General features: G+C 41.4%; 17 protein-coding genes and 1 pseudogene. 10 read left to right on the top strand and 8 right to left on the bottom strand.

The genetic code is table 11. The annotated features are described in order from the left end of the window. Positions 1–137: 137 nt before the first annotated feature. Complete coding sequence (locus tag BLR93_RS10990) at positions 138–926, top strand: hypothetical protein (RefSeq protein WP_093214327.1); 789 nt, start codon at positions 138–140, stop codon at positions 924–926. Positions 927–1,175: 249 nt separating this feature from the next. Then, positions 1,176–1,847 (top strand): hypothetical protein, encoded by a 672-nt coding sequence (locus BLR93_RS10985; RefSeq protein ID WP_093214324.1) that lies wholly within the window; start codon positions 1,176–1,178, stop codon positions 1,845–1,847. 74 nt (positions 1,848–1,921) lie between these two features. On the opposite strand, the gene BLR93_RS10980 is transcribed toward BLR93_RS10985, so the two are convergent. Continuing rightward, positions 1,922–3,154 (bottom strand): LysM peptidoglycan-binding domain-containing protein, encoded by a 1,233-nt coding sequence (locus BLR93_RS10980; protein ID WP_093214322.1) that lies wholly within the window; start codon positions 3,152–3,154, stop codon positions 1,922–1,924. 1,218 nt (positions 3,155–4,372) lie between these two features. Here BLR93_RS10980 and BLR93_RS10975 point away from each other — a divergent pair. From BLR93_RS10975 to BLR93_RS10965, 3 genes are read left to right on the top strand one after another with little or no spacing between them, the layout of a single operon-like run. Beyond that, positions 4,373–4,657: a DUF4212 domain-containing protein gene (locus tag BLR93_RS10975; protein WP_093214319.1), complete on the top strand. Its 285-nt coding sequence runs from the start codon at positions 4,373–4,375 to the stop codon at positions 4,655–4,657. A 29-nt stretch (positions 4,658–4,686) separates the two neighbouring features. Then, positions 4,687–6,396 (top strand): sodium:solute symporter family protein, encoded by a 1,710-nt coding sequence (locus BLR93_RS10970; protein WP_093214317.1) that lies wholly within the window; start codon positions 4,687–4,689, stop codon positions 6,394–6,396. A gap of 31 nt (positions 6,397–6,427) precedes the next feature. Beyond that, on the top strand, positions 6,428–6,862 hold the full coding sequence (locus BLR93_RS10965; protein WP_245690121.1) for a hypothetical protein: 435 nt from the start codon (positions 6,428–6,430) through the stop codon (positions 6,860–6,862). Positions 6,863–7,024: 162 nt separating this feature from the next. Here BLR93_RS10965 and blaI read toward each other — a convergent pair whose 3' ends face one another. The 3 genes from blaI to bla form a co-directional block, all read right to left on the bottom strand. Then, positions 7,025–7,408 (bottom strand): penicillinase repressor BlaI, encoded by a 384-nt coding sequence (gene blaI, locus BLR93_RS10960; protein WP_093214314.1) that lies wholly within the window; start codon positions 7,406–7,408, stop codon positions 7,025–7,027. Positions 7,409–7,430: 22 nt separating this feature from the next. Further along, on the bottom strand, positions 7,431–9,203 hold the full coding sequence (locus tag BLR93_RS10955) for a BlaR1 family beta-lactam sensor/signal transducer (RefSeq protein ID WP_093214312.1): 1,773 nt from the start codon (positions 9,201–9,203) through the stop codon (positions 7,431–7,433). Positions 9,204–9,412: 209 nt separating this feature from the next. Then, a complete protein-coding gene (bla, locus tag BLR93_RS10950) occupies positions 9,413–10,312 on the bottom strand; it encodes a class A beta-lactamase (RefSeq protein ID WP_425440943.1) in 900 nt (299 codons plus the stop codon). Positions 10,313–10,641: 329 nt separating this feature from the next. Between bla and BLR93_RS10945 the strand changes: the two are divergent. The 3 genes and pseudogenes from BLR93_RS10945 to BLR93_RS10935 all read left to right on the top strand — a co-directional run. Then, a pseudogene (locus BLR93_RS10945) lies at positions 10,642–11,022 on the top strand (S41 family peptidase); the annotation flags it as partial. Between the two features lie 78 nt (positions 11,023–11,100). Continuing rightward, positions 11,101–11,295, top strand: a complete 195-nt coding sequence (locus BLR93_RS10940; RefSeq protein WP_093214304.1) for a hypothetical protein — start codon at positions 11,101–11,103, stop codon at positions 11,293–11,295. Beyond that, complete coding sequence (locus BLR93_RS10935; protein ID WP_093214301.1) at positions 11,285–13,216, top strand: fructose-1,6-bisphosphatase; 1,932 nt, start codon at positions 11,285–11,287, stop codon at positions 13,214–13,216. The genes BLR93_RS10940 and BLR93_RS10935 overlap by 11 nt, the downstream gene beginning before the upstream one ends. 144 nt (positions 13,217–13,360) lie before the next feature. Here BLR93_RS10935 and BLR93_RS10930 read toward each other — a convergent pair whose 3' ends face one another. Next, entirely contained in the window at positions 13,361–13,897 is a 537-nt protein-coding gene (locus BLR93_RS10930; protein ID WP_093214299.1) for a hypothetical protein, read from the bottom strand. Between the two features lie 244 nt (positions 13,898–14,141). On the opposite strand from BLR93_RS10930, the gene BLR93_RS10925 reads away from it, so the two are divergent. Together BLR93_RS10925 and BLR93_RS10920 are read left to right on the top strand one after the other, a co-directional pair. Continuing rightward, the gene (locus BLR93_RS10925; protein WP_093214296.1) at positions 14,142–15,137 is read left to right on the top strand and encodes an aldo/keto reductase; all 996 of its coding nucleotides are present in this window, start codon (positions 14,142–14,144) and stop codon (positions 15,135–15,137) included. A 452-nt stretch (positions 15,138–15,589) separates the two neighbouring features. Continuing rightward, positions 15,590–17,095 carry a malate:quinone oxidoreductase gene (locus tag BLR93_RS10920; protein ID WP_093214294.1) on the top strand — a complete coding sequence of 502 codons (1,506 nt, stop codon included), beginning with the start codon at positions 15,590–15,592 and terminating at the stop codon, positions 17,093–17,095. Positions 17,096–17,419: 324 nt separating this feature from the next. Here the strand turns inward: BLR93_RS10920 and BLR93_RS10915 are convergent, their stop codons facing one another. From BLR93_RS10915 to BLR93_RS10905, 3 genes are all read right to left on the bottom strand, one after another. Beyond that, entirely contained in the window at positions 17,420–17,869 is a 450-nt protein-coding gene (locus BLR93_RS10915) for a staygreen family protein (protein ID WP_093214291.1), read from the bottom strand. Positions 17,870–18,052: 183 nt separating this feature from the next. Then, positions 18,053–19,999 (bottom strand): ABC transporter permease, encoded by a 1,947-nt coding sequence (locus tag BLR93_RS10910; RefSeq protein WP_093214289.1) that lies wholly within the window; start codon positions 19,997–19,999, stop codon positions 18,053–18,055. Continuing rightward, positions 19,989–20,750 (bottom strand): ABC transporter ATP-binding protein, encoded by a 762-nt coding sequence (locus BLR93_RS10905; RefSeq protein ID WP_093214286.1) that lies wholly within the window; start codon positions 20,748–20,750, stop codon positions 19,989–19,991. The genes BLR93_RS10910 and BLR93_RS10905 overlap by 11 nt, the downstream gene beginning before the upstream one ends. Between the last annotated feature and the right edge of the window lie 19 nt (positions 20,751–20,769).

The raw sequence follows: 20,769 nt of genomic DNA, 5'->3' as shown, positions 1-20,769 counted from the left end.
TTATTAAAACAAAGAATGGATAACTCCCCTGAATTAAAAATGTAGAGTTTAGCAAAAGGAGTAGAGAACAGGTCCTGAACAAACTAAACCATACAAAAGAGGAGAAAAGTAACAAAAAGAGATATTGGAGGGGACCGGTGAATGTTATTCTCACGGCAATCCTATTGCTAGCTGCAAGCTATATCGGATATGATATCATCAGTGATGGTGATCAGTTTAACTCTTCTTCAGAGGATAATCCGTCGATTGGAGAGAATAATTCTTCCTCCGAGAAGTCTACGAATGAGGAACAGAATCAATTAACCAAAAAAGCTATTAAGAATCTAATGCTTCATTCTGAGGAATACTTTACTACAGCAAAAGGGGAATTTAACTATCACCGCCGTAGCATTGATTTGAATGAGGACGTTCAATTTAAATTAAGCATGGAAGAACCGTTCGGAGGTTATGCCACTTCTCTTAATACTAACGGTGAAGAGAAAAGTAGGTATTACTTTAATGAGGATTATATCTGGGAAGTATATGAGTCGGAAGAGACTTATTTTAAGACGAAAAATGAAGACAATAAACCTGAACTAAAACCTGTTACACAATCACTTTTCCCTAGAGATATAGCCATGGATTACCTGGCAAGCATGGATTTGTGGTCGATTGAGGAGCAGAATGGAGAATTAGTAGGTAGAAAAGTTTTTGTTATTGCAGGAGAGCTCAGTGATTATGGAAAAGAGCTAAATTCAGCAGATTCTTTTCGATTTTGGGTGGATAAGAAAACCGGAATATTAATGCAATACGAAATATATGCTTCGACCGGCAAGGTGAAGAATTCTCTTTATATGGAAAGACTGGAAATAGATAAAAACTTAGAAGAGTTTGACTATGAACCTGATTTAAAAGGTTATCAGAAAGAACCAGGGTCACCGGAATGAAAGCACGTTTTAAAAATAAGTAGATAAAAAACGGGGATGGTTGGTTAAATGCCCCCTTCATTGGACTGTTTAGTGGTATTTTTTTAACCCGACTAAATAAGGGAAATCATTGTTCTAATAAAGGTATTATCCATAACAAGACGTATCGCGGGTGTAAGGACACACTCTTCTACTTTCACTAGTTGCTTGACATGCAATTTCGGTATGCTAAGTTGTAGTTAAAGGAAGAAAAAGGAAAGGTATGATTGTATGAAGAAACTTTTAAGGATTTTTTGTTGTAATATTACCTTGCTAGGATTCGTTCTCTTACTCACTGGGTGTACGGGCAGTACAAACGATGAATCAAAAACAGAACCTTCAGAGAGTGATTCCGCTATAGAATCGGAAGAAAAAGCGGACGAGGCAGAAGAAGAGGGAAACGTATTGGACTCCTCAACAGAAACAGATGAAACTGCAGACAGTTCTAATGAAGGTTCTTCAGATGAAAATTCTACTAATACCTCTAAAAATGAAGAAAATAATGACCCATTGGCTGAGTATTCTGCTGAGGAAATCGAATACGCGCGAGTTTGGCTGCAGCTTGGGCCCAATCAGGAAATAGATGAATTGAATGTTCATCATATACCAGCCGGTGAGCTGATCAATCCTGATGATGAAACGAGTGCTGTCTATCCAAAAGATGTTATCCAGTTAGCAGGTTCTCGATTAGTGGATGGATCTGTGACGTATAGCAGCAATGGGGATGGAACGATTAATGTATATAACGTTCCTTTGCGCTGGGATGGCAATGCTGAGGTGGATGAAGATTTCATGAAGGAATATACAGAGGGAATTATCGAAGATGCAGAGGAAGTGTACGTCGAACCAGGTGATGATGAAGAAGTCGAACGGCTGATTCATATCATGAAAATTCATAAATAAGAAGCTGTTCTTATTGAATGAAGCTGCATAATTAATGTAAAAAAGAAGGGGCTGTAAAAAACAGCCCCTTCTTCTTATGCGTAAAATACAGAAAGACATCTGTTGTAATACATCCGACGATCTTCTAATCCATTGTATCCGCCATTAACCCTTAAGGTAACAGCTTCAACGGATGGGTTCGTGTCACATAAAGCATTCATATTATTAGCATCCCACCAAAATCCGGCACTTGACCAGGGATAATTGGCAGCAACGTAGTCAACACCTTGGTTTACAACTTCGGGATCACCGATATCATTGGAAAACTGCGTGTAGTTATAGCGCCCTGTTAATTGGATATAACCTGCACCTTTGAATTTAGGACCATCACCTGGTTCCGTGTTGCCTAAATCTTCGCGCCCCTCGTAATCTTCGCCAGATGCTAATTCTTTTGTCCAACGGCCAGCCCCCGACTCATGACTGCATTGGCTGATAAAATGGCAAATTCTCGATCTGGTCGTGATATTATATCTTTCTAAGCAACTATTCAAATCTTCTAAGATAGCATCTGATAGATAAGCGCTTGACCATCCGATTTGGTTCAGTTGGCTTTCGGTTACACGAGTTACCGGCGCATCGCCATCTCCATTATCATAAACCAGCAGCTCTTGCCCAACTTGGATTAAATCTGGGTCACTAATGTTATTCAGCTCCTGAATTTCAGCTAAGGTCATGCCAAATCGTTGCGCGATGCTGCTCAAGTTATCGCCGGCTTGTACGATATAAGTGATCGTATTCGGAGTCGGATCAGTGTCACCATTATCAAAAACCAGCAACTCTTGCCCAACTTGGATTAGATCTGGGTCACTAATGTTATTCAGCTCTTGGATTTCGGCTAAAGTCATACCAAATCGTTGCGCGATGCTGCTCAAGTTATCGCCGGCTTGTACGATATAAGTGATTGTATTCGGAGTCGGATCACTGCCAGTGTTATCGTAAACCAGCAACTCTTGCCCAATTTGAAGCAGGTCTGGATCACTGATATTATTCAGTTCCTGGATTTCGGCCAAAGTCATTCCAAATCGTTGCGCGATGCTGCTCAAGTTATCGCCGGCTTGTACGATATAAGTGATTGTATTCGGAGTCGGATCACTGCCAGTGTTATCGTAAACCAGCAACTCCTGCCCAATTTGAAGCAGGTCTGGATCGCTAATGTTATTCAGTGCCTGAATTTCGGCCAAAGTCATTCCAAACCGTTGCGCGATGGTGCTCAAGTTATCGCCAGCCTGTACAATATAAGTGATCGTACTAGTATAAGTTACTGCCATAATAATAACCTCTCTTTTCTAGTGAATTTATTTTGTAGCTGATCTAAAAAAACGAATTGCATAACGAGTGAGTAACTCTATGATGTTCCAAATGACCTGGAGACAGTAGAAGGATGGATTGCCAAGGGTAATTTAAAAGAGGATAAGAGCTATGTCCCGTCTTCTGTACCCACATAGGCAGTTAGCTTTCCCTGCACTGGCATTCTAGGAAAAATACAACCATGGAATGGCATATCATCACCTCTTTTTGGTAGATTTAATCTTCAGGTGGAAGACTATGTCTTTATAGTAAATGGAGAAATAGTTTTAAAAGTATCGAATAAGTAAGCCAAATGTCGGAAAAAACTTCTAATAATATCCATCGTTAGGAATGGCAGAACACCAGGGCGCGTGACAAAAGCTGTTTATGGAAGAGCCTGATTAAAAGCTGAATAGATTAGGATTAGATAGGAAGTGTAAAACTTTTTGGATAAAGGGAGGATTATAATAATAGTAGTCGAAATAATCTGTAAAATATAAAGGGGGAATACCTTGTTGAACTGCGCTGTCTTATTTCCGTGTGACTACAGTCATATAAGTCCTTATTTTCATCGAACCTGGCATAATGACTTAGCAAGGAATGGTTCTCCTTAACTGATCTATAAGGGAACAAGGTGTTGCTGAAATGATGTTGTAACGTGCTTTCCATGCACATAAAGAAGAGCATCTGTTAAGACCCTATCTACGGAAAAACCGGCAATAGTTTTTCTAGAGTAAGCGGATTGGAAGGTACAAACGTTGTGAAAGGCTACCCACGAATCAAAACCTCATATTGTATTTACTGCTGCATACGATAATTATGGAGTAGACACATTTGATATCCACGCCACAGACTATTTATCTAAACCAAATGAGAAAGCATGTTTCCAAGCTGCAACGGAACGTGACCGTTCCATGTTAATTCCCCAAGACAAGCACACGAAAGACAATTTATGTTTGAATCCTTGCATCTCACATTAAATAGCATGTTTTTCAGAACATTCCAAAAATAAAAATATGTTTTTCTCATATAATGGAAAAGAAGCTGCAGGGATGTCGAGGTCCAAGCAAGAGGTGGCTAATCGCAAATGTTGTAAACGCTTACCGAGGGGGTGAGGAAGGCTTAGCATGAATCCAAATTGGATGGTCAAGCTGTCGGCATGATAAGCATCGAATTAAGCGGTCAAAGGAGGCTAAACAATGGGTGAACCAGAAAAAGTACAATCACTTGATGATAAACAGAATTGGTATTGGAAGAAAAACATAAAACTTATAACGGGATTATTAATTATTTGGTTTCTTGTTGGTTTAGGTGGAGGTGTACTTTTTGCCGCTCCTCTAAATGAAGTACCCTTTTTCGGGGTAACGTTGTCATTTTGGATTGCACAGCAGGGTGCCATTCTGGTTTTTATCCTATTAATTTTAAGTTATGCCATCAGAATGGACAAATTGGATCGGGAGTATTTCGAAAAGAAGGAGCAATAAAAGAAATATGGACGTAGGGAGGTATGGCATTGAGTGTAGAAGCAATTACCATCATCATGGTTCTGATTACGTTTGGTCTCTATACAGGGATTGGCTGGTGGTCAAGGGTAAAGGATACATCTAGTTTTTATGTAGCAGGACAAAATGTCCCCACGGTTGCGAACGGAGCGGCTATTGCTGCAGATTGGATGTCCGCCGCATCGTTTATTTCCATGGCAGGACTCGTTGCTTTTTTAGGATATGATGGAACCATCTACTTGATGGGATGGACTGGTGGATATGTGCTGTTAGCCTTATTATTAGCACCATATTTAAGGAAGTTCGGAAAATTCACCGTGCCTGATTTTATCGGGGACCGGTTTTATTCCAATTCTGCTCGTACGGTTGCAGCAATAGCGACGATTTTTATTTCTTTGACCTATATATCTGGACAAATGCGCGGAGTTGGAATTGTCTTTAGCCGCTATTTGCAAGTAGATATCATTATTGGTGTTTTGATTGGAATGGCAATTGTTGGTTTTTTCGCCCTTCTAGGAGGCATGAAAGGGATCACTTGGACGCAAGCTACCCAATATTTTGTCATTATTATCGCCTTTTTAATCCCCGCAATTGCTATTTCGCTTCAGTTAACAGGAAATCCAGTTCCACAGCTTGCGCTTACTGGCAGTGATATTGTCGATCGATTGACTTCCATTCAAGTTGATCTAGGTATGACCGAATACATGGCGCCGTTCACGGATCTATCGATGCTTAATGTATTCATGATCACGTTGGCGTTAATGGCCGGGACGGCAGGGCTGCCACATGTCATTGTCCGTTTCTATACCGTTAAAAATGTCCGGGCTGCTCGCTGGTCAGCGGTATGGGCGATCATATTTATTGCCTTGCTTTATTTAACTGCTCCTGCAGTTGGCGCGTTTGCAAAGTACAATCTCATTAATACAATTGCAGATCAACCGCTGGAAGAAGTACAAAATATCGAATGGGTAAAAAAATGGGAAACAACGGGATTATTACAATTTAATGATCTCAATGGCGATGGAATCGTTAATTTTTCAGAAGGAGAAGCAGGCAATGAAGTTGTCATTGACGGTGATATTATTGTCCTTTCCACTCCTGAAGTTGCTAACTTAGCTCCGTTTATCATTGCACTGGTTGCAACTGGTGGTTTAGCGGCAGCGCTTTCGACTGCTTCGGGGTTATTGATTACGATGTCGAGTGCGGTCTCTCATGATATCTATTACCGGATATTTAATAAAGAGGCTTCTGAACGGCAAAGGTTACGAGTTGGTCGTATCACATTATTGGTTGCTCTGTTTATTGCTGCATATGTTGGCATCAACCCTCCGGGATTCGCTGGGGAAGTAGTTGCCTTAGCATTCGGTTTAGGTGCAGCGAGTCTCTTCCCGGTCATCTTACTTGGAATATTTGATAAGCGAATGAATAAAGAAGGCGCCATTGCCGGGATACTTACAGGCTTGATATTTACACTTCTGATGATTGGGCTTATTCTTTCGGAATCTATTTTTGGAACAGATGGAGCCATCTTGAATAGCTTCTTTGGCATAAATGCGCAAGGTGTCGGGGTTATAGGAATGGCTTTAAATTTCATTGTTAGTTTTGTCGTATCGCGAAATACGCCAGAACCGCCAGTTGAAATTCAGCAGCTGATAGAAAATGTCCGCGCGCCTGAAATTGACAGTGAGCTTGAAGCTGCAGCAACGACAGAAGATAAGTAGTTAGCCAATTGGCGAGAAGGAGGCGGATACGTTGGATCTAATAAATATTATCGCCATTTCGGCAACAGTGCTCGTATGGTTTCATCCTTGGATGGGGCTGCAAACCTTTCGCAAAACAATTGGCATCACTCTATTTTTGGAGCTGTTTTACCTGATAGGCTCTTACGCATTGGAATGGCCGTTTCCAACCCCACTGGTTCTCATCCAACTTTTTGTGGTTACCGTATGGGGTGTCGTACTAGGAATCGCTTTTTCGCGTATCTGGCCACTGCCTTCTCACAAAGGTTTTGAACGTATCTTTCGCACCTTCCTGGTGGTGATACCGGCACTTGGACTTGGAATGGGACTACAGGTGCTCTTACAGGGTGCTCAAGCAACACAAGCTATTTATCTGATTTTCGCTCTGTCAGCATGGCTTGGGTCTGGTCATTTTATCAGAAGAACAGTGACTGAGGAGTATAGCTGAACAGGTTATAGAAAAAAGCATCGGCAGTCATCTGCCGATGCTTTTTTAATATCAAATATCTCTTCTGCTGAAAATAGCTGGATGCTTCAAACCCAACATACAGCTAAACCAAGCTTTCTCAGAACCTTAAACTAGAAACATTCAAAGGATCTTTGCAGAGTCTTATTGTCTGTCCTGCTTACTATCCAAAATTGACCGAAGTTCTTTAATATCCTCATCGGACAATTCCTCGTCCTCCATAAACTGAACGAGCATCGATTTTAATGTCCCGTCGTAAAATCGTTTCACAAAAGATTCTGTTTTAGCTCGCTGGCATTCGTTTTGAGAATAAAGTGGATAAAATGTATAGACTCGCTGGTCCTTGTTAACGCCGATGACCTCTTTTTTGGTTAGTCGATCTAACAGTGTGCGCACTGTTTTCGGCTTCCAGGTTGTTTGGACCGGCAAAGAGGAAATGATTTCATTCGCTGTTTGCGGCGCTTTATTCCAAAGCACTTTCAACACTTCCCATTCCGACTCTGAAATGCTGGGTATCTCATTTTTCATGTGAATCCCTGCCCTTGCCTTTTTAGTAAATATCTTTGTCTCTTAAAATGGATTTTGTTATCTCAGCAGCTATACTGCCATTTGCGTGATGGTTGTTTTCAATATTGGTTGCAAAGAAATAAGTGTTGTTTTTCGTTTCTACATATCCGATGAACCAGCCGTTCACGTTTTTTCCGTTGACCGTGCCTGTGCCGGTTTTTCCATATAGTGCTGCATGGTCTTTTGACTCCAGCTTAATGGATTTCTTAACGAATTGAACATGCTTCTCCTTGAACTTAAATTGGTTTGTATAAAAGTCTTTTAGTGTTTGCACCTGTTCAATTGGTGATATTTTTAACGAAGATTCCAGCCAGTATGTTTCCATTCCACCGGATAAATTTTGATTTCCGTATTGGATCTTTTGAAGATAGGCTTGGATATGATGCCTTTGTATCTTTTTGTCCAGCTCTTGGAAATACCAAGATACGGAGTTTTCCATCGCAGTAGATAGATTTTGATTTTGGTTCCAGGCTTTATATGGATACGGTGTGCCGTCCCACTCCAAGGAAGTCTGCCCGGGTGTAATGACACCGGAGTCGAGTGCAAATAACGCATCGTAAATTTTGTATGTGGAGTTTGGCGAAACCCTTAACACACTTTTCTCTTTATTATAGATATGGTATTGTGCTTTCTGCAAATCGTAAAGGACGAAGCTGCCATCATACCCATCGAAAAAACCGTTTAAATCCTCATATACTGTCTGTTTATTTTTAAAATCAACTCGATCCTCTCCGTGAGACATGGCCGAAACAACTGGTATCTGGCAAACGACCACTGTTGCGAGTATGCTGAAAATCAGAATGCTTTTTATTTTTAACAGTCTGGATTCTGTTTTAAAGGCAGCAATCCGCACAATCCTTTCTTTTAAGTGCTGCTTGGAACTGGCGAGCTGGTTGACCATGGCAAACCGGCTTGCAGAAATGGACTTCTCCGCGAACTTGATGATGGTGTCTCCATATGCTGCATAATTGTCTTGATCGAGTGTTTTTAAGACGGCACTGTCACAGGCGATTTCCCGGTCTAACCGCATTTTTCGGAAAGCCATCCAAATTAGCGGATTATACCAATACAACATTTGGAACAGGACAATCAAGTAATTCGTCGCAATGTCTTTATATTTCACATGATGTAATTCATGAAGAAAAATGTATGTCAGTTCATCCTCGGATAGCCATGCTTTTGCATCACAGGGCAGTATGATGTAGGTTTTGAAAATACCAAACGTCATCGGCGAATTTACTAGCGGTGAATCCGCCAGTACAGTTTTTTGCGAAATATGCAGGTGTTGCCTACATTTATCGAATATAGTGAGTACTTCCTGATTCGTCATCGGCCTGGAAGACTTTTTGACTTGGTTCAGTTTCAACCATGCATGCAGGTTCAGAGCAACCATAACAAGAATGCCAGCAACCCAGGCAATAGTCAGGATTTGATTTAGCCATGTCACGTCAAACCGATTGACGGAAATGGAAAAATCGTGCGCCCAATCTCTTCCGTTTTCCGTTATGAGATTCTCTGTGGAGGTATTGGCCGGTGATAGATTGTTATTTTGGTTGCGATTCCACACGAACGAAGATCCAATGTTCAATAAATTCGCAGGGAGAAAGGGAAGTGTTAGCGAAGTCAGCAAAATAAACCATAAATTGTATTGCCATTTGGATGATAACTGGTTCTGAAAAATCTTCCGGATCAGTACGATGGCAATGACCACGAAAGTCGATACAAACATGCATACAGCCAGGTGGAAGTCCGGCATTCTATTCATCTCCTTATCCGGAATCGATTTGTCCATGTTGTTGTTAGAAGGATAAACAAGGCAGGCAACCTCTGCAGTATGATAAATAGTATACTATTTTTGATAAAGAAAAATAAGTACAAGAATGACAGGGTATGTTAGAAACGGCCAACAAAGCGGAACAAAGAAAGTTACACACATGCCAGTTCTGTCCGACATGTGTGCTCCTTTTACTTAAAAGCGTTTAGTGTGACTTCAGCTGCCCTTGCAACTAGTTCATCGTCATACTTTGCATCCTTTGTCTTATGCCGGGACATTACTGCTATGACGATGGGTTCTCTCCCTGGTGGCCATACAATGGCAATATCATTTCTTGTGCCGTAACTTCCCGCCCCGCTTTTGTCCCCGACTGTCCACCCTTCCGGTTTGCCTGCACGTATTAGTGCGTCGCCTGTTGCATTTCCTTTCATCCAATCGATAAGTAACTCTTGTTTCTCACGCGGAAGGAAATCACCAAGTACGACTTTTCTCAGATTGTTGGCCAAGGCTCTGGGTGTGCTGGTATCACGTTTATTCCCTGGTGAGAATTCATTTAATTCAGTTTCGTACCGCTCGGGCTGTGTAACATCATCGCCGATTTCACGCAAGGCTTGCTTATAGTTCTCAGGACCACCAAGAGCATTGAGTAACAAATTGCCGGCAGTGTTATCGCTTTTTCGAATAGCCGCCTCGCTTATTTCTAAAAGGGTCATGCCAGTATCCACATGTTTCTCCGTAACAGGAGAATAGGTAACCAAGTCATCCTTAACGAAGGTCACGACCTTCTCAAGATCTTTGAGATCGTTTTGCTTCAGCAAGAATGCTGAGGCAAGTAATTTGAAGGTGGAGGAGTAGGCGAAACGTTCGTCCGGATTGTATTTGACGCTTTGATTCGTGCCCGTATCAATTGCATAGACCCCCAGTCGGGCGTCAAACGCTTCCTCGATTTGGGAGAATTCTTCATCTAAATCGATGGTTTTCTCCGATTTCTTTTTTTCATTGGTTGAGGCATCTGTTTTATTTTCTGCGTTTGAACATGCCGCAAGCATTGCTATACATAGCAATGCTATGTATAGTGTGAATTTCATCATCCTGAACTTGTTCCGGGTTGTTTTTCTCATCATGATTCCTTCTTTCTGTCAAAGTAAAATACTTCACAACGGGTCAACGTTACATTAAGCATTTATCCCTCCTATCCTATAGATTACATCTGTAATACAATACTACATATGTAATCTAAGGAATGTCAACCCTAAAATAAACTAATCGAGATGTCAATCTCCGCATTAAATTACTAAAACATGTTGCTGCCTCCAACCATAATTCGACCACTTTAAATCAGATAAACTCCATAATCGGGGAACTGGAAAGTAATAGGGGGAGAAGTTTTGTTGAGCTTGAATTTGGCGAAACGGAGGACAGTTTGGTGATAAATACAGAACCTGGTCCCGACAAGATCATTTTGTTAACGGATGTATATTGTGGAAGTTCGGGTGATTCATTTGTGGAGGTGTGTAAAAACTCCTCTATGGTTACGGTAATAGGAAGACCAATAGGTTTAAATGATTATGCGAATATAGCTGTAAGGAGCTGGGCAGATAAATTTGAATTATGGTATCCAACGTCTAAATTATCTAGAGTTGATGAAGGGGACGGGATGAGTGGAATCGGGATAAAACCGGATATTTACGTGCCTTGTACTCCAAAGCATATCAAGGAGGATGTTGATCTAAAAAGGGCTATTAACCATTTATCTTTAAAGGGAGTAATTTCATTTTACCGGGCTGCATGTAGCCGATGATTAGTTAAGGGCTGATTAGTAATAGATGACAATGGGTATTTACAAGGGAAAGTACCACCTAGAGGGAGTGCAAAGTTAATGTTTTGGAGTCCAAGACATAACGGTGCACTTTCCTTCTCTTTTTGGGATATTTTTCATCCCAAAGCCATGCAGGAAATCCAATGGTATATGGAGAAAAAGATGAAAGGACTTGAATGCAAAAACACAATGGCTGCTTATATATCAAACGTAAGGCGGAGCATCGAAAGGGGAATCGTTCGGTTTGAACACTAGGTACTTAGATTTACTAGCCCAGAAATATGATAGCGAAGAAAAAGTAGTGACGGAAATTATTAACCTCGAGGCTATCCTTAATCTCCCCAAGGGGACAGAGCACTTTGTCAGTGATCTACACGGGGAATATCAAGCCTTTCAGCACGTGTTAAGAAATGGCTCGGGCAAAGTGAAAGAAAAAATAAGCGACCTGTTTGCAGAGAAGTTATCGGAGGAAGAGATCACTGAATTTGCGACATTAGTATATTACCCAGAAGAAAAAATTCAGCTTATAAAAAACAACTTCAATAGTACACAAGAATTAAATGAATGGTACACGCAAATGATCGAGCGGATGATCAAGCTTATTTCCTATGCTTCCTCCAAATACACTCGATCCAAGCTGAGGAAGGCATTGCCAAAACAATTCGTTTACATTATAGAAGAACTGTTGTACAAAACAGATGAATTCACTAACAAGAAAGAATATTATACAAAGATCGTCCAGCAAATTATCGCTCTCGGACAGGCGGATAAGCTGATTATCGGACTTGCTTATACGACGCAAAAACTGGTTGTCGATCACCTTCATGTCGTAGGGGATATCTACGACCGGGGACCGGAGCCGGATAAAATCATGGAGACGCTGATCAATTACCATTCCGTTGATATTCAATGGGGCAATCATGATGTGTTATGGCTTGGTGCATATGCCGGGTCAAAGGTTTGTCTCGCCAATATCATCCGGATTTGTGCCCGCTATAACAATTTGGATATCATTGAAGATGCTTATGGAATCAATCTACGGCCGCTTCTTAATCTAGCCGAAAAATACTACGGAGACAATCCAGCTTTCAGACCAAAGAAACAGTCGGATGAAAAGCTGTCCGATTATGAACAATGGCAGATTACAAAAATCCACCAGGCGATCGCGATGATTCAGTTCAAGCTCGAAAGCCCGATTATCAAAAGGCGTCCAAATTTCAATATGTCTGATCGGCTGCTGCTTGAAAAAATTGATTATGACAATAATGAAGTGACGGTTCATGGCAAAACCTATCAAATCGAGAACCCGTGCTTTGCAACGGTTAATCCGGACCAGCCAGAACAATTGCTGGAGGAAGAAGCAGAAGTGATGGACAGGCTCCTGTTTTCTGTCCAGCATTCGGAAAAGCTGGCCAGACATATGAAGTTCCTGATGAAAAAGGGCAGTCTTTATTTGAAGTATAACGGCAACTTGTTAATCCATGGTTGTATTCCACTGGATGAAGAAGGCAATATGGAAAGCATGGTGGTCGAAGGGAAGAGCTATAAAGGTCGAGAGCTATTTGATCTTTTTGAATACTATTTACGCTATGCCTTCGCTCATCCAGAAGATACAGATGACCTGGCAACAGACATGGTCTGGTATTTATGGACCGGAGAAAATTCGTCTTTATTTGGCAAAAGAGAGATGACAACCTTCGAAAGGTATTTCATCAAAGATAAAAAAACACATAAGGAGCGAAAGAATCCTTATTATTATTTACGCGAACAGGAAGAAATCTGCCGAAAAATCCTGGAAGAGTTTGCTATGGATCCAGATCAGGGGCATATCATCAATGGCCATACACCAGTAAAAGAAATTGAAGGAGAGAACCCGATTAAAGCAAATGGAAAGATGGTTGTGATAGATGGGGGATTCTCCAAGGCTTATCAACCAACAACCGGAATTGCCGGTTATACGTTATTATACAATTCCTACGGCATGCAGCTCGTCGCCCACGAACATTTTAATTCCAAAGAAGAAATCTTGCAGAATGGAATGGATGTACTATCCGTAAAAAGACTAGTCGATAAAGAACTGGAAAGGAAGAAGGTCCGGGAAACCAATATCGGCGAGGAGTTATTACAGGAAGTTTCTATTCTGAACGACTTGTTGGAATACCGATATTTGAAATAAACATACTTAAGATCCCCCTTTTTAAGGGGATCTTATTTAGCATGAGAATGAATACTACAAGAAAAGCCTAGTAAAATGATTTTACTAGGTTTGCTTTAAACCTTCTAAAAATAAATTAAGCTCTTTATTAGTGATTCCTTCTCCTTATTCAACATGTACTACGATACTCTCAAAATGCTTTTTGTCGATATATATAAGCAATTTCCAAACGCCGGCTGATGGAAATCTTAGATGAGACGGCATATTGACACTATTAGGGCTTACCTCTGCGCCCTCAAAAAAGGTTCCGGAGTCTATATTAACAACCTTGTCAGTCCCTTTTTTTATAGCTTTTACTTCTACTGGTATATCATATATATTTTCTTTTCCAAAATAAAACCACATATATTTTTGTGGCTGTTTGGATACAATTGGAAAAGGACCGGTGAATCCTAAAGTGTTTTTATTTCCTACAATCTCGTAAGTATGTCCTTCGCCACTTTCCGGTTCAACTGTATGTTCAAATTTTGAGGATAGCGTCCAATTGTCTCTCTCTGGAATTTCGTAGTTAACCTTCTCTGTTTTTTCTTGATTTTCACCATCTTGGTTTGCACTTTCCTCTATCGCTGTATTGTTAGTGTCAGTACAAGCAATCAACCATACTATCGAAAACATCGATAATAAAAGAATTATTACTTTCACAAGACACCTCCCAAATGAAATAATCAAATTGGAGAATTACCTTATTATACATTTATTCTAGAAACTATGAGGAGACCCTTTAATCTAGAAGGGGTTTTTCATAAAATGAATCAAGATTAACGTTCAAAACTAAAAAGTTATAGAGATACGTTCTGAAAAGCAATGTTGTATCAATTGTTTTATTTTTCCTGTACCCGGATATACAATGATAGAAAATGGTTTGAACAAAGGAGGAAAAGAATCCATGAAATCACTAGAAGAAGCATTAAACCATAAAGTTGGGCTGGGCACTGCTCCTTTGGGAAATATGTTCCGGGAGGTTCCGGAAGATGAAGCGCAAACTACTATTCAAACCGCTTGGGACCAAGGTGTACGCTACTTTGATACAGCGCCTTTCTATGGTGCCGGCCTAGCGGAGATGCGTGTCGGGGAAGTGTTGTCCAAGTATAATCGGGATGATTATGTGATAAGTACCAAAGTCGGTCGCTATGTCCTCGATGAGAAAGAAGAGAAAGAAGGGCTGTTCCAGTATGCCCGTAACAATAAAGTGATTACCGACTATACCGAGGATGCAACAGAGCGGTCAATCGAACAGAGTCTGGAACGGTTGAAGACCGATCGTTTGGATATGGTGTTTGTTCACGACGTTTCTCCTGACTTTCACGGAGAAGAATGGACTGCGAAGTTTGAAGAAGCCAGAAAAGGTGCCTTTCGTGTGCTGACCCGTCTGCGGGAAGAAGGCGTTATCCGGTCCTGGGGACTTGGGGTTAATACGACAGAGCCGATCGAATTGGCAATGATGCTGGAGGAAACCCAGCCGGATGTTTGTCTGTCGGCAACGCAGTACACCCTTTTGCAGCATGAGCACGCATTGCAGCGGATGATGCCGACCGCTGAAAAGAAAGGCATCGATATTGTGGTGGGAAGTCCTTATAATTCTGGGGTATTGCTTGGCGGCGACCATTATAACTACGAGAAAGCCGGTCCCGAGATTCTGGATAGAGTAAACCAGCTAAATAAAATCGGTGGGAAATACGATGTTCCATTAAAGGCGGCAGCTCTGCAGTTCTCGACTGCTCATCCTGCTGTCAAAGCGGTGATTCCTGGATCTACCCATCCAGGGAGAATCATAGAAGACATCGAGATGATTCAAAGAGACATTCCGAAACAATTCTGGAATGAATTAGTGGAAAAAGGCTTTATTGCCGAGAACGCCCCCTTACCTATTCATTCAAAATAGGTGACAATTAGCTCGCCGTGAAAAGTAATTTTAACGGGGAAGGAGCCATGAGAGTGGTTTCCTTCCTTTTTTTATTCAGCTCCAGAAAGGACAGGAAGATAGCTTGATGGCGAGAACCATTTGAAATTCAGGAGACTGCAAGTTTAGATTTAAGTCCATCATAACAAAAAGCAATTCATCCTCCATTATTTAGTGGCCAGCACAACAAGCTCTTCCTCACTACGTATTATTTCTTCAGTAATATCTATAATCACGAAAAACCCCCCCATCTTCATAAAATGCCTTATACTAGCAATGAATATTTTAATCTTTTGATAATAGTGATAAACTAGATATAGGATAAAAATATTTGGAAAAGATGTGGAACTTTGTCGGAACGGACATTGCTATTGGAAACGCCTTCGTAGAAGTAACTACATCTTTAGCAAAACGTTAGGGAGTTTGAAGGTAAAATGAGCAAAACATATACGAAAGCCGATGTTATCTTAATAGGTGCAGGAATCATGAGTGCGACACTGGGTTCATTACTGAAAGAATTAGTGCCGGAATGGAATATTCGCGTGTTTGAAAAGCTTGATAGGGCAGGAGAGGAAAGTTCGAACGTATGGAATAATGCGGGAACGGGACATTCTGCGCTGTGTGAGCTGAACTATACGCATGAAAACCCGGATGGCTCGATCGATATTTCGAAAGCGATAAAAGTGAATGAACAGTTTCAGGTTTCCAAACAATTTTGGTCTTATCTGGTAAATCACAACCGGATACAAAATCCGCAGGAATTTATCATGCCCTTGCCCCACATGAGTCTTGTCCATGGGGAGCGAAACGTGGAGTTTTTAAGAAAGCGTTTTAAAACGATGGCAGACAATCCTTTGTTTGAGGGAATGGAATTTTCGGATGATCCAGAACAATTGAGAAAATGGATTCCGCTTATCATGGAAGAACGGGCGATGGATGAGCCAATCGCCGCAACGAAAATCGATACGGGTACAGATGTCAATTTTGGCACGTTAACCCGCAAAATGTTTGATCATTTGGAAGGTAAAGGCCTTGAAATAAACTATAAGCATAGTGTGGAAGATATTAAGCAAACGAGTGACGGTACGTGGGAAGTAAAAGTTCACGATAACAAGAACGGAAAAATTGAATACCATACCGCAAACTTTGTCTTTATCGGCGGAGGAGGCGGAAGTCTTCATTTGCTGCAAAAAACCGGCATACCTGAATCAAAACATATTGGTGGTTTCCCTGTAAGCGGATTATTTATGGTATGTGATAATCCGGAGGTTATCGCGCAGCACCATGCGAAGGTGTATGGAAAAGCGAAGGTTGGTGCTCCGCCAATGTCTGTGCCGCATCTGGATACACGGTTTATCGATAATAAAAAGTCCCTGTTATTTGGACCGTTTGCCGGCTTTTCGCCAAAGTTCTTAAAAACGGGTTCCATGCTTGATCTGTTAACGTCCGTAAAACAGGATAACCTTGCTACCATGGTGGCGGCAGGGGTGAAAAACGTTTCTTTGACAAAATACCTGATTGAACAGGTTATCTTATCCAAAGAAAAACGTATGGAAGAGTTACGTGAATTTATCCCTAACGCCAAAAGCGAGGATTGGAATTTAGTAACTGCTGGTCAGCGTGTCCAAGTGATTAAGGATACGGAGGATGGCGGTAAAGGAACACTTCAATTTGGCACGGAAGTAGTCAGCGCAGCAGACGGCTCGATAGCTGCCTTGCTTGGTGCCTCGCCGGGAGCTTCTACCGCCGTATCCGTCATGCTTGAGGTAATGGAAAGATGCTTCCCGCAGCATCTAAAAGAATGGGAACCAAAAATAAAAGAAATGATCCCTTCCTATGGCGAGTCGCTAATGGAAAATCCAGAGCTAGTACGCGACATTCACACCTCAACAGGACGGACGCTTGGCTTAGCAGAACCGGAGTATACTCATTCGAAATAATTGATAGATAAAAGAAGGCGTAAATAACCGTTACGGTCTATTTATGCCTTTTTTATATAGGAAATCATTTTTAAGCGACAGCGAAGAGGAAAATTATTTCACATAGGATACGATACACCTGCACGAAGAGGATCTCTGTGGGACTACTGATTAGCGTGTTAATTGGGATAATTACATCGCTATTTTCCGGCTTCACTCTTTTTTATCTAATGGGAACTTTATGCGCTGTCCTTTATCTCGGAATGGTTTTTAGTATTCGTGAAAAGGAGCAATAAATACAGTTTGATAATACTCTAGGTGATTATTCTATTCTTAAAGAAAGGACTATGAGGTATAGTCCTTAAAGGTGCCCCAATTTTCCCTCCTCCGAAAACGGGGGTCCGAGGAGACAAAATCTATTATAATAGGAAAATTATCAAGACTAGGATGGATTGCAAAAAAAGTGTGATCTGCATAACGGATTGCCTTTAAGGCCAGTGGAAGTTCTCTCCGGAATATCTCGTCCCGCACAGTTGCCGATATTTGGGCATCTGGCCCGTCAACCTGAACAAAAGCATGGAAGGCAAAGGAGTTGTTGCATTTTATCCATTTGCCCATTACTTCGTCTCGCAAAGGGTTGATCTTATCCCAGGCAAAACTCCGTGCAATGGTGACAAAAAGTTCAGCGGTACTATCCGAGTGGGTCAGGGTGTAATGGCGAGGGAAGAAGGGACTTGTGGGTGTGATGCCACCTCTGAACTCTACGGATAACTTTTCGGGGTTTAAGTGACTCATTATCCTTCACATCCTTGGGTTTTATTGCTTTACCTTATGCTTATGCAAGGATTAAAATATTATTGCCTAGCAGTTCAGGAGGTTTGGGTTGCCAAATAGGAGTAAGTAACAACGAATGATTTTTTCTTTGCAGTTGAACATGATAAAGAAAAAGCCCTGATCCAGTGGGATCAGGGCTTATATTCACAAAGACTCACGAATGATTTTTTTGTAATAGAGGAACGAAAGGAATCCGAATATTGAATAGAGTGCCGTGTACAGCCCCATGACGATAAACATCGGTGTCCAAAGCTCGGTACCAAATAAGAACCAGCCGGATTGAACAGCAAAATAGCTGTGAAGCAGACCGACGACAAGTGGAATACCGAAGTTGAATATCTGTTTTCCGCGGATACCCTTTGCTAAATCCTTTCGGGTAAAGCCTAATTTGCGCAGAATCGTATAGCTCGGTTTTTCTTCCTCGCTTTCTCCCATTTGCTTAAAGTATAGGATGCAGCCGGATGTGACTAGGAATGTCAATCCTAAAAATCCGACGATGAACATGATTAGGCCCATGTTTTGTTTTTGGTTAAGTGTAGATTGATAAAGAGAGTAGTTGCCGAACTCTTCACTCATTTTCATGCTTTGAAAAATGTTATTTGCTTCCTCAATTTTTGCTTCATCTTTTAAGGTTATTCCGATATAATGCTTAGATTCGGTTTGTATCTCTGGGTTTGCATCATCTTTTAATCGCTGATAGATGGCTTTGTCCACAACTGCGGTTGGCAGCCCGCCGACTGTAAAATAGTTGGAAATGACTTTGTCTTTGGCAAGGCCGGCATACTGAAGCGAAATATCTTCCGTTTTTCCATGAAAGGTTACGCTGCCAGGGCCATCAAGATCAATCATTTTCTGCAGGGCGTCATTATATCCGGTAAACAGGCTTTCATTTTCCGTCAAATCAAATTCCTCGACCTCTTCATCACTGATGACTGGTACGGTCATTAATCCATTATCCGTGCTGAAGTTGTCTAAGTTTGCCTCTGTAATATCCTCAATATTCACATCGGCTATTACTACTTCAGTCGTTTTCTCGTTGAAACCAATGTCATTCTCGGCCAACCTTTTTGTAAAGGCCTCGGCATCATCTTGGCTGATCAAAGAAAAATCGTCCGGAGACATTGTTTCAGCTGATTTCTCCGCTGAGTAATAAGAAATATACGTTAAGGATAACAAGCCAATTGCCAGTGCTGATACGGTGGTAATGATGGTCAGCAGCATGGCATTTGATTTCATCCGAAACATGATCGATGATAAGGACAGTACTTCATTGATGTTCAAATAACCGCCTTTGTTCTTACGGATCAAATTAGCCACGAATCGGACAGACCCTTTATAAAAGAAGTAGGTGCCGATGATGACAGAACCAAGGATGAAAATCATTACCATGTACAACTTTGTGATTGAGTTGAAATCCCCGTCAAACAGCTTGGAGGAAACGTAATACCCGGCCAGGATTAACCCAATTCCTAGGATGCCCATAAGAATCTCAAAGATGGAAATCCTTTTCACTTTTCCTTCAGTACGCGAAGTGACACGGAACAAGGATAGTATGCTCTGCCGTCTGATAAATAGATAATTCATCAGCATGATCAATAGGTAGATAGCGGTGAAAACGAGCAGGGTTTGTACGAGTGCTTGCGAAGAAAAGTGTAAGTTGGCCACTGCTTCGATTCCTGTAATTTTGAACAGGCTCATCGTAATTAGTTTTGAGATGGAAAAACCGACTGCAATGCCGATCAGCAAGGATCCAAAGTAAATCGTTAAGTTCTCCATACTGAGAATCCGAAAAATCCGGTTCTTTGTCATGCCAATTAGTTGAAACAAGCCGATTTCCTGGCTGCGCCGCTTGATGAACAGATTGTTGGCATATAAAAGAAACACCGAGACAATCGCGACCAGCAGGACAGATGCTGCGCGTACCCCTGCTGCCCCTTTTACTCCCGATTTTGCCTCTTCCATCGCTGGATCATACTGTAGTGTCACAAATGCGAAATAGAGCGCCACACTGAAGATCAGGGCAAACACATACAAGTAGTAGTTTTTTAAATTCTTCTTCAAGTTACGCCAAATCAGTTGATTAATGTTCATATTGGACCCCGCCTAATACCCCTTGGGTCTTCATAATATCTTTCAAGAAGGTTTGCCTTGTCTGATCGCCTTTGTTCAACTGTGTATAAATACTGCCATCTTTGATGAATACGACGCGGCTGCTATAACTGGCTGCTACAGGGTCGTGGGTTACCATGACAATCGTTGCCTTTCGTTTTTCGTTCAAGTCGCTCATTTTTGCTAGTAAGTCGGATGCCGATTTGGAATCCAGTGCACCGGTCGGTTCATCGGCAAAAATGATGCTTGGTTCATGAATGAACGCCCGTGCCGCTGAAGTACGCTGCTTTTGCCCCCCGGAAATCTCATTTGGATACTTGTTCTGGATATCGGTAATACCCAAATCGTCAGCTACACCCTTAAATCGTTTATTGGCCTCTTGTTTGGACACTTTCGAGATGGATAACGGCAAAAGAATATTTTCCTTCGCAGTTAATGTATCAAGCAAATTGTATTCCTGAAAAATAAATCCCAGGTGGTGTTTTCTAAACTCAGCCAGCTGCTTGTCTTTTCTGCCGGTGATTTCCTCTCCATTAATTTTAATCGTGCCGTGACTGACACGGTCAATGGATGAAAGGACGTTAAGCAGTGTGGTTTTCCCGGAACCAGAGGCCCCCATGATGGTGACGAACTCCCCGGTTTCAATGCTTAGATCAATGCCTCTCAATACTTCCTGTTTGGTAAATTTATTGCCATAGCTTTTATGGATTTTAGTTGCTTCCAATATATTCATTTCTTACCCTCCAATGCGT

It is taken from the genome of Sediminibacillus albus (genome assembly GCF_900101125.1).
GTDB classification, from domain to species: Bacteria; Bacillota; Bacilli; order Bacillales; family Amphibacillaceae; genus Sediminibacillus; species Sediminibacillus albus.
This window is presented reverse-complemented; position numbering and strand designations above follow the sequence as displayed.

Excerpts from the sequence above, each read along its gene's own strand:
- BLR93_RS10940 (WP_093214304.1), top strand. The coding sequence starts at position 11,101 with ATGTTTTGGAGTCCAAGACATAACGGTGCACTTTCCTTCTCTTTTTGG.
- bla (WP_425440943.1), bottom strand. The coding sequence starts at position 10,312 with ATGATGAAATTCACACTATACATAGCATTGCTATGTATAGCAATGCTT.
- BLR93_RS10985 (WP_093214324.1), top strand. The coding sequence starts at position 1,176 with ATGAAGAAACTTTTAAGGATTTTTTGTTGTAATATTACCTTGCTAGGA.
- BLR93_RS10980 (WP_093214322.1), bottom strand. The coding sequence starts at position 3,154 with ATGGCAGTAACTTATACTAGTACGATCACTTATATTGTACAGGCTGGC.
- BLR93_RS10925 (WP_093214296.1), top strand. The coding sequence starts at position 14,142 with ATGAAATCACTAGAAGAAGCATTAAACCATAAAGTTGGGCTGGGCACT.
- BLR93_RS10975 (WP_093214319.1), top strand. The coding sequence starts at position 4,373 with ATGGGTGAACCAGAAAAAGTACAATCACTTGATGATAAACAGAATTGG.
- BLR93_RS10920 (WP_093214294.1), top strand. The coding sequence starts at position 15,590 with ATGAGCAAAACATATACGAAAGCCGATGTTATCTTAATAGGTGCAGGA.
- BLR93_RS10910 (WP_093214289.1), bottom strand. The coding sequence starts at position 19,999 with ATGAACATTAATCAACTGATTTGGCGTAACTTGAAGAAGAATTTAAAA.
- blaI (WP_093214314.1), bottom strand. The coding sequence starts at position 7,408 with ATGAAAAATGAGATACCCAGCATTTCAGAGTCGGAATGGGAAGTGTTG.
- BLR93_RS10955 (WP_093214312.1), bottom strand. The coding sequence starts at position 9,203 with ATGCCGGACTTCCACCTGGCTGTATGCATGTTTGTATCGACTTTCGTG.
- BLR93_RS10915 (WP_093214291.1), bottom strand. The coding sequence starts at position 17,869 with ATGAGTCACTTAAACCCCGAAAAGTTATCCGTAGAGTTCAGAGGTGGC.
- BLR93_RS10905 (WP_093214286.1), bottom strand. The coding sequence starts at position 20,750 with ATGAATATATTGGAAGCAACTAAAATCCATAAAAGCTATGGCAATAAA.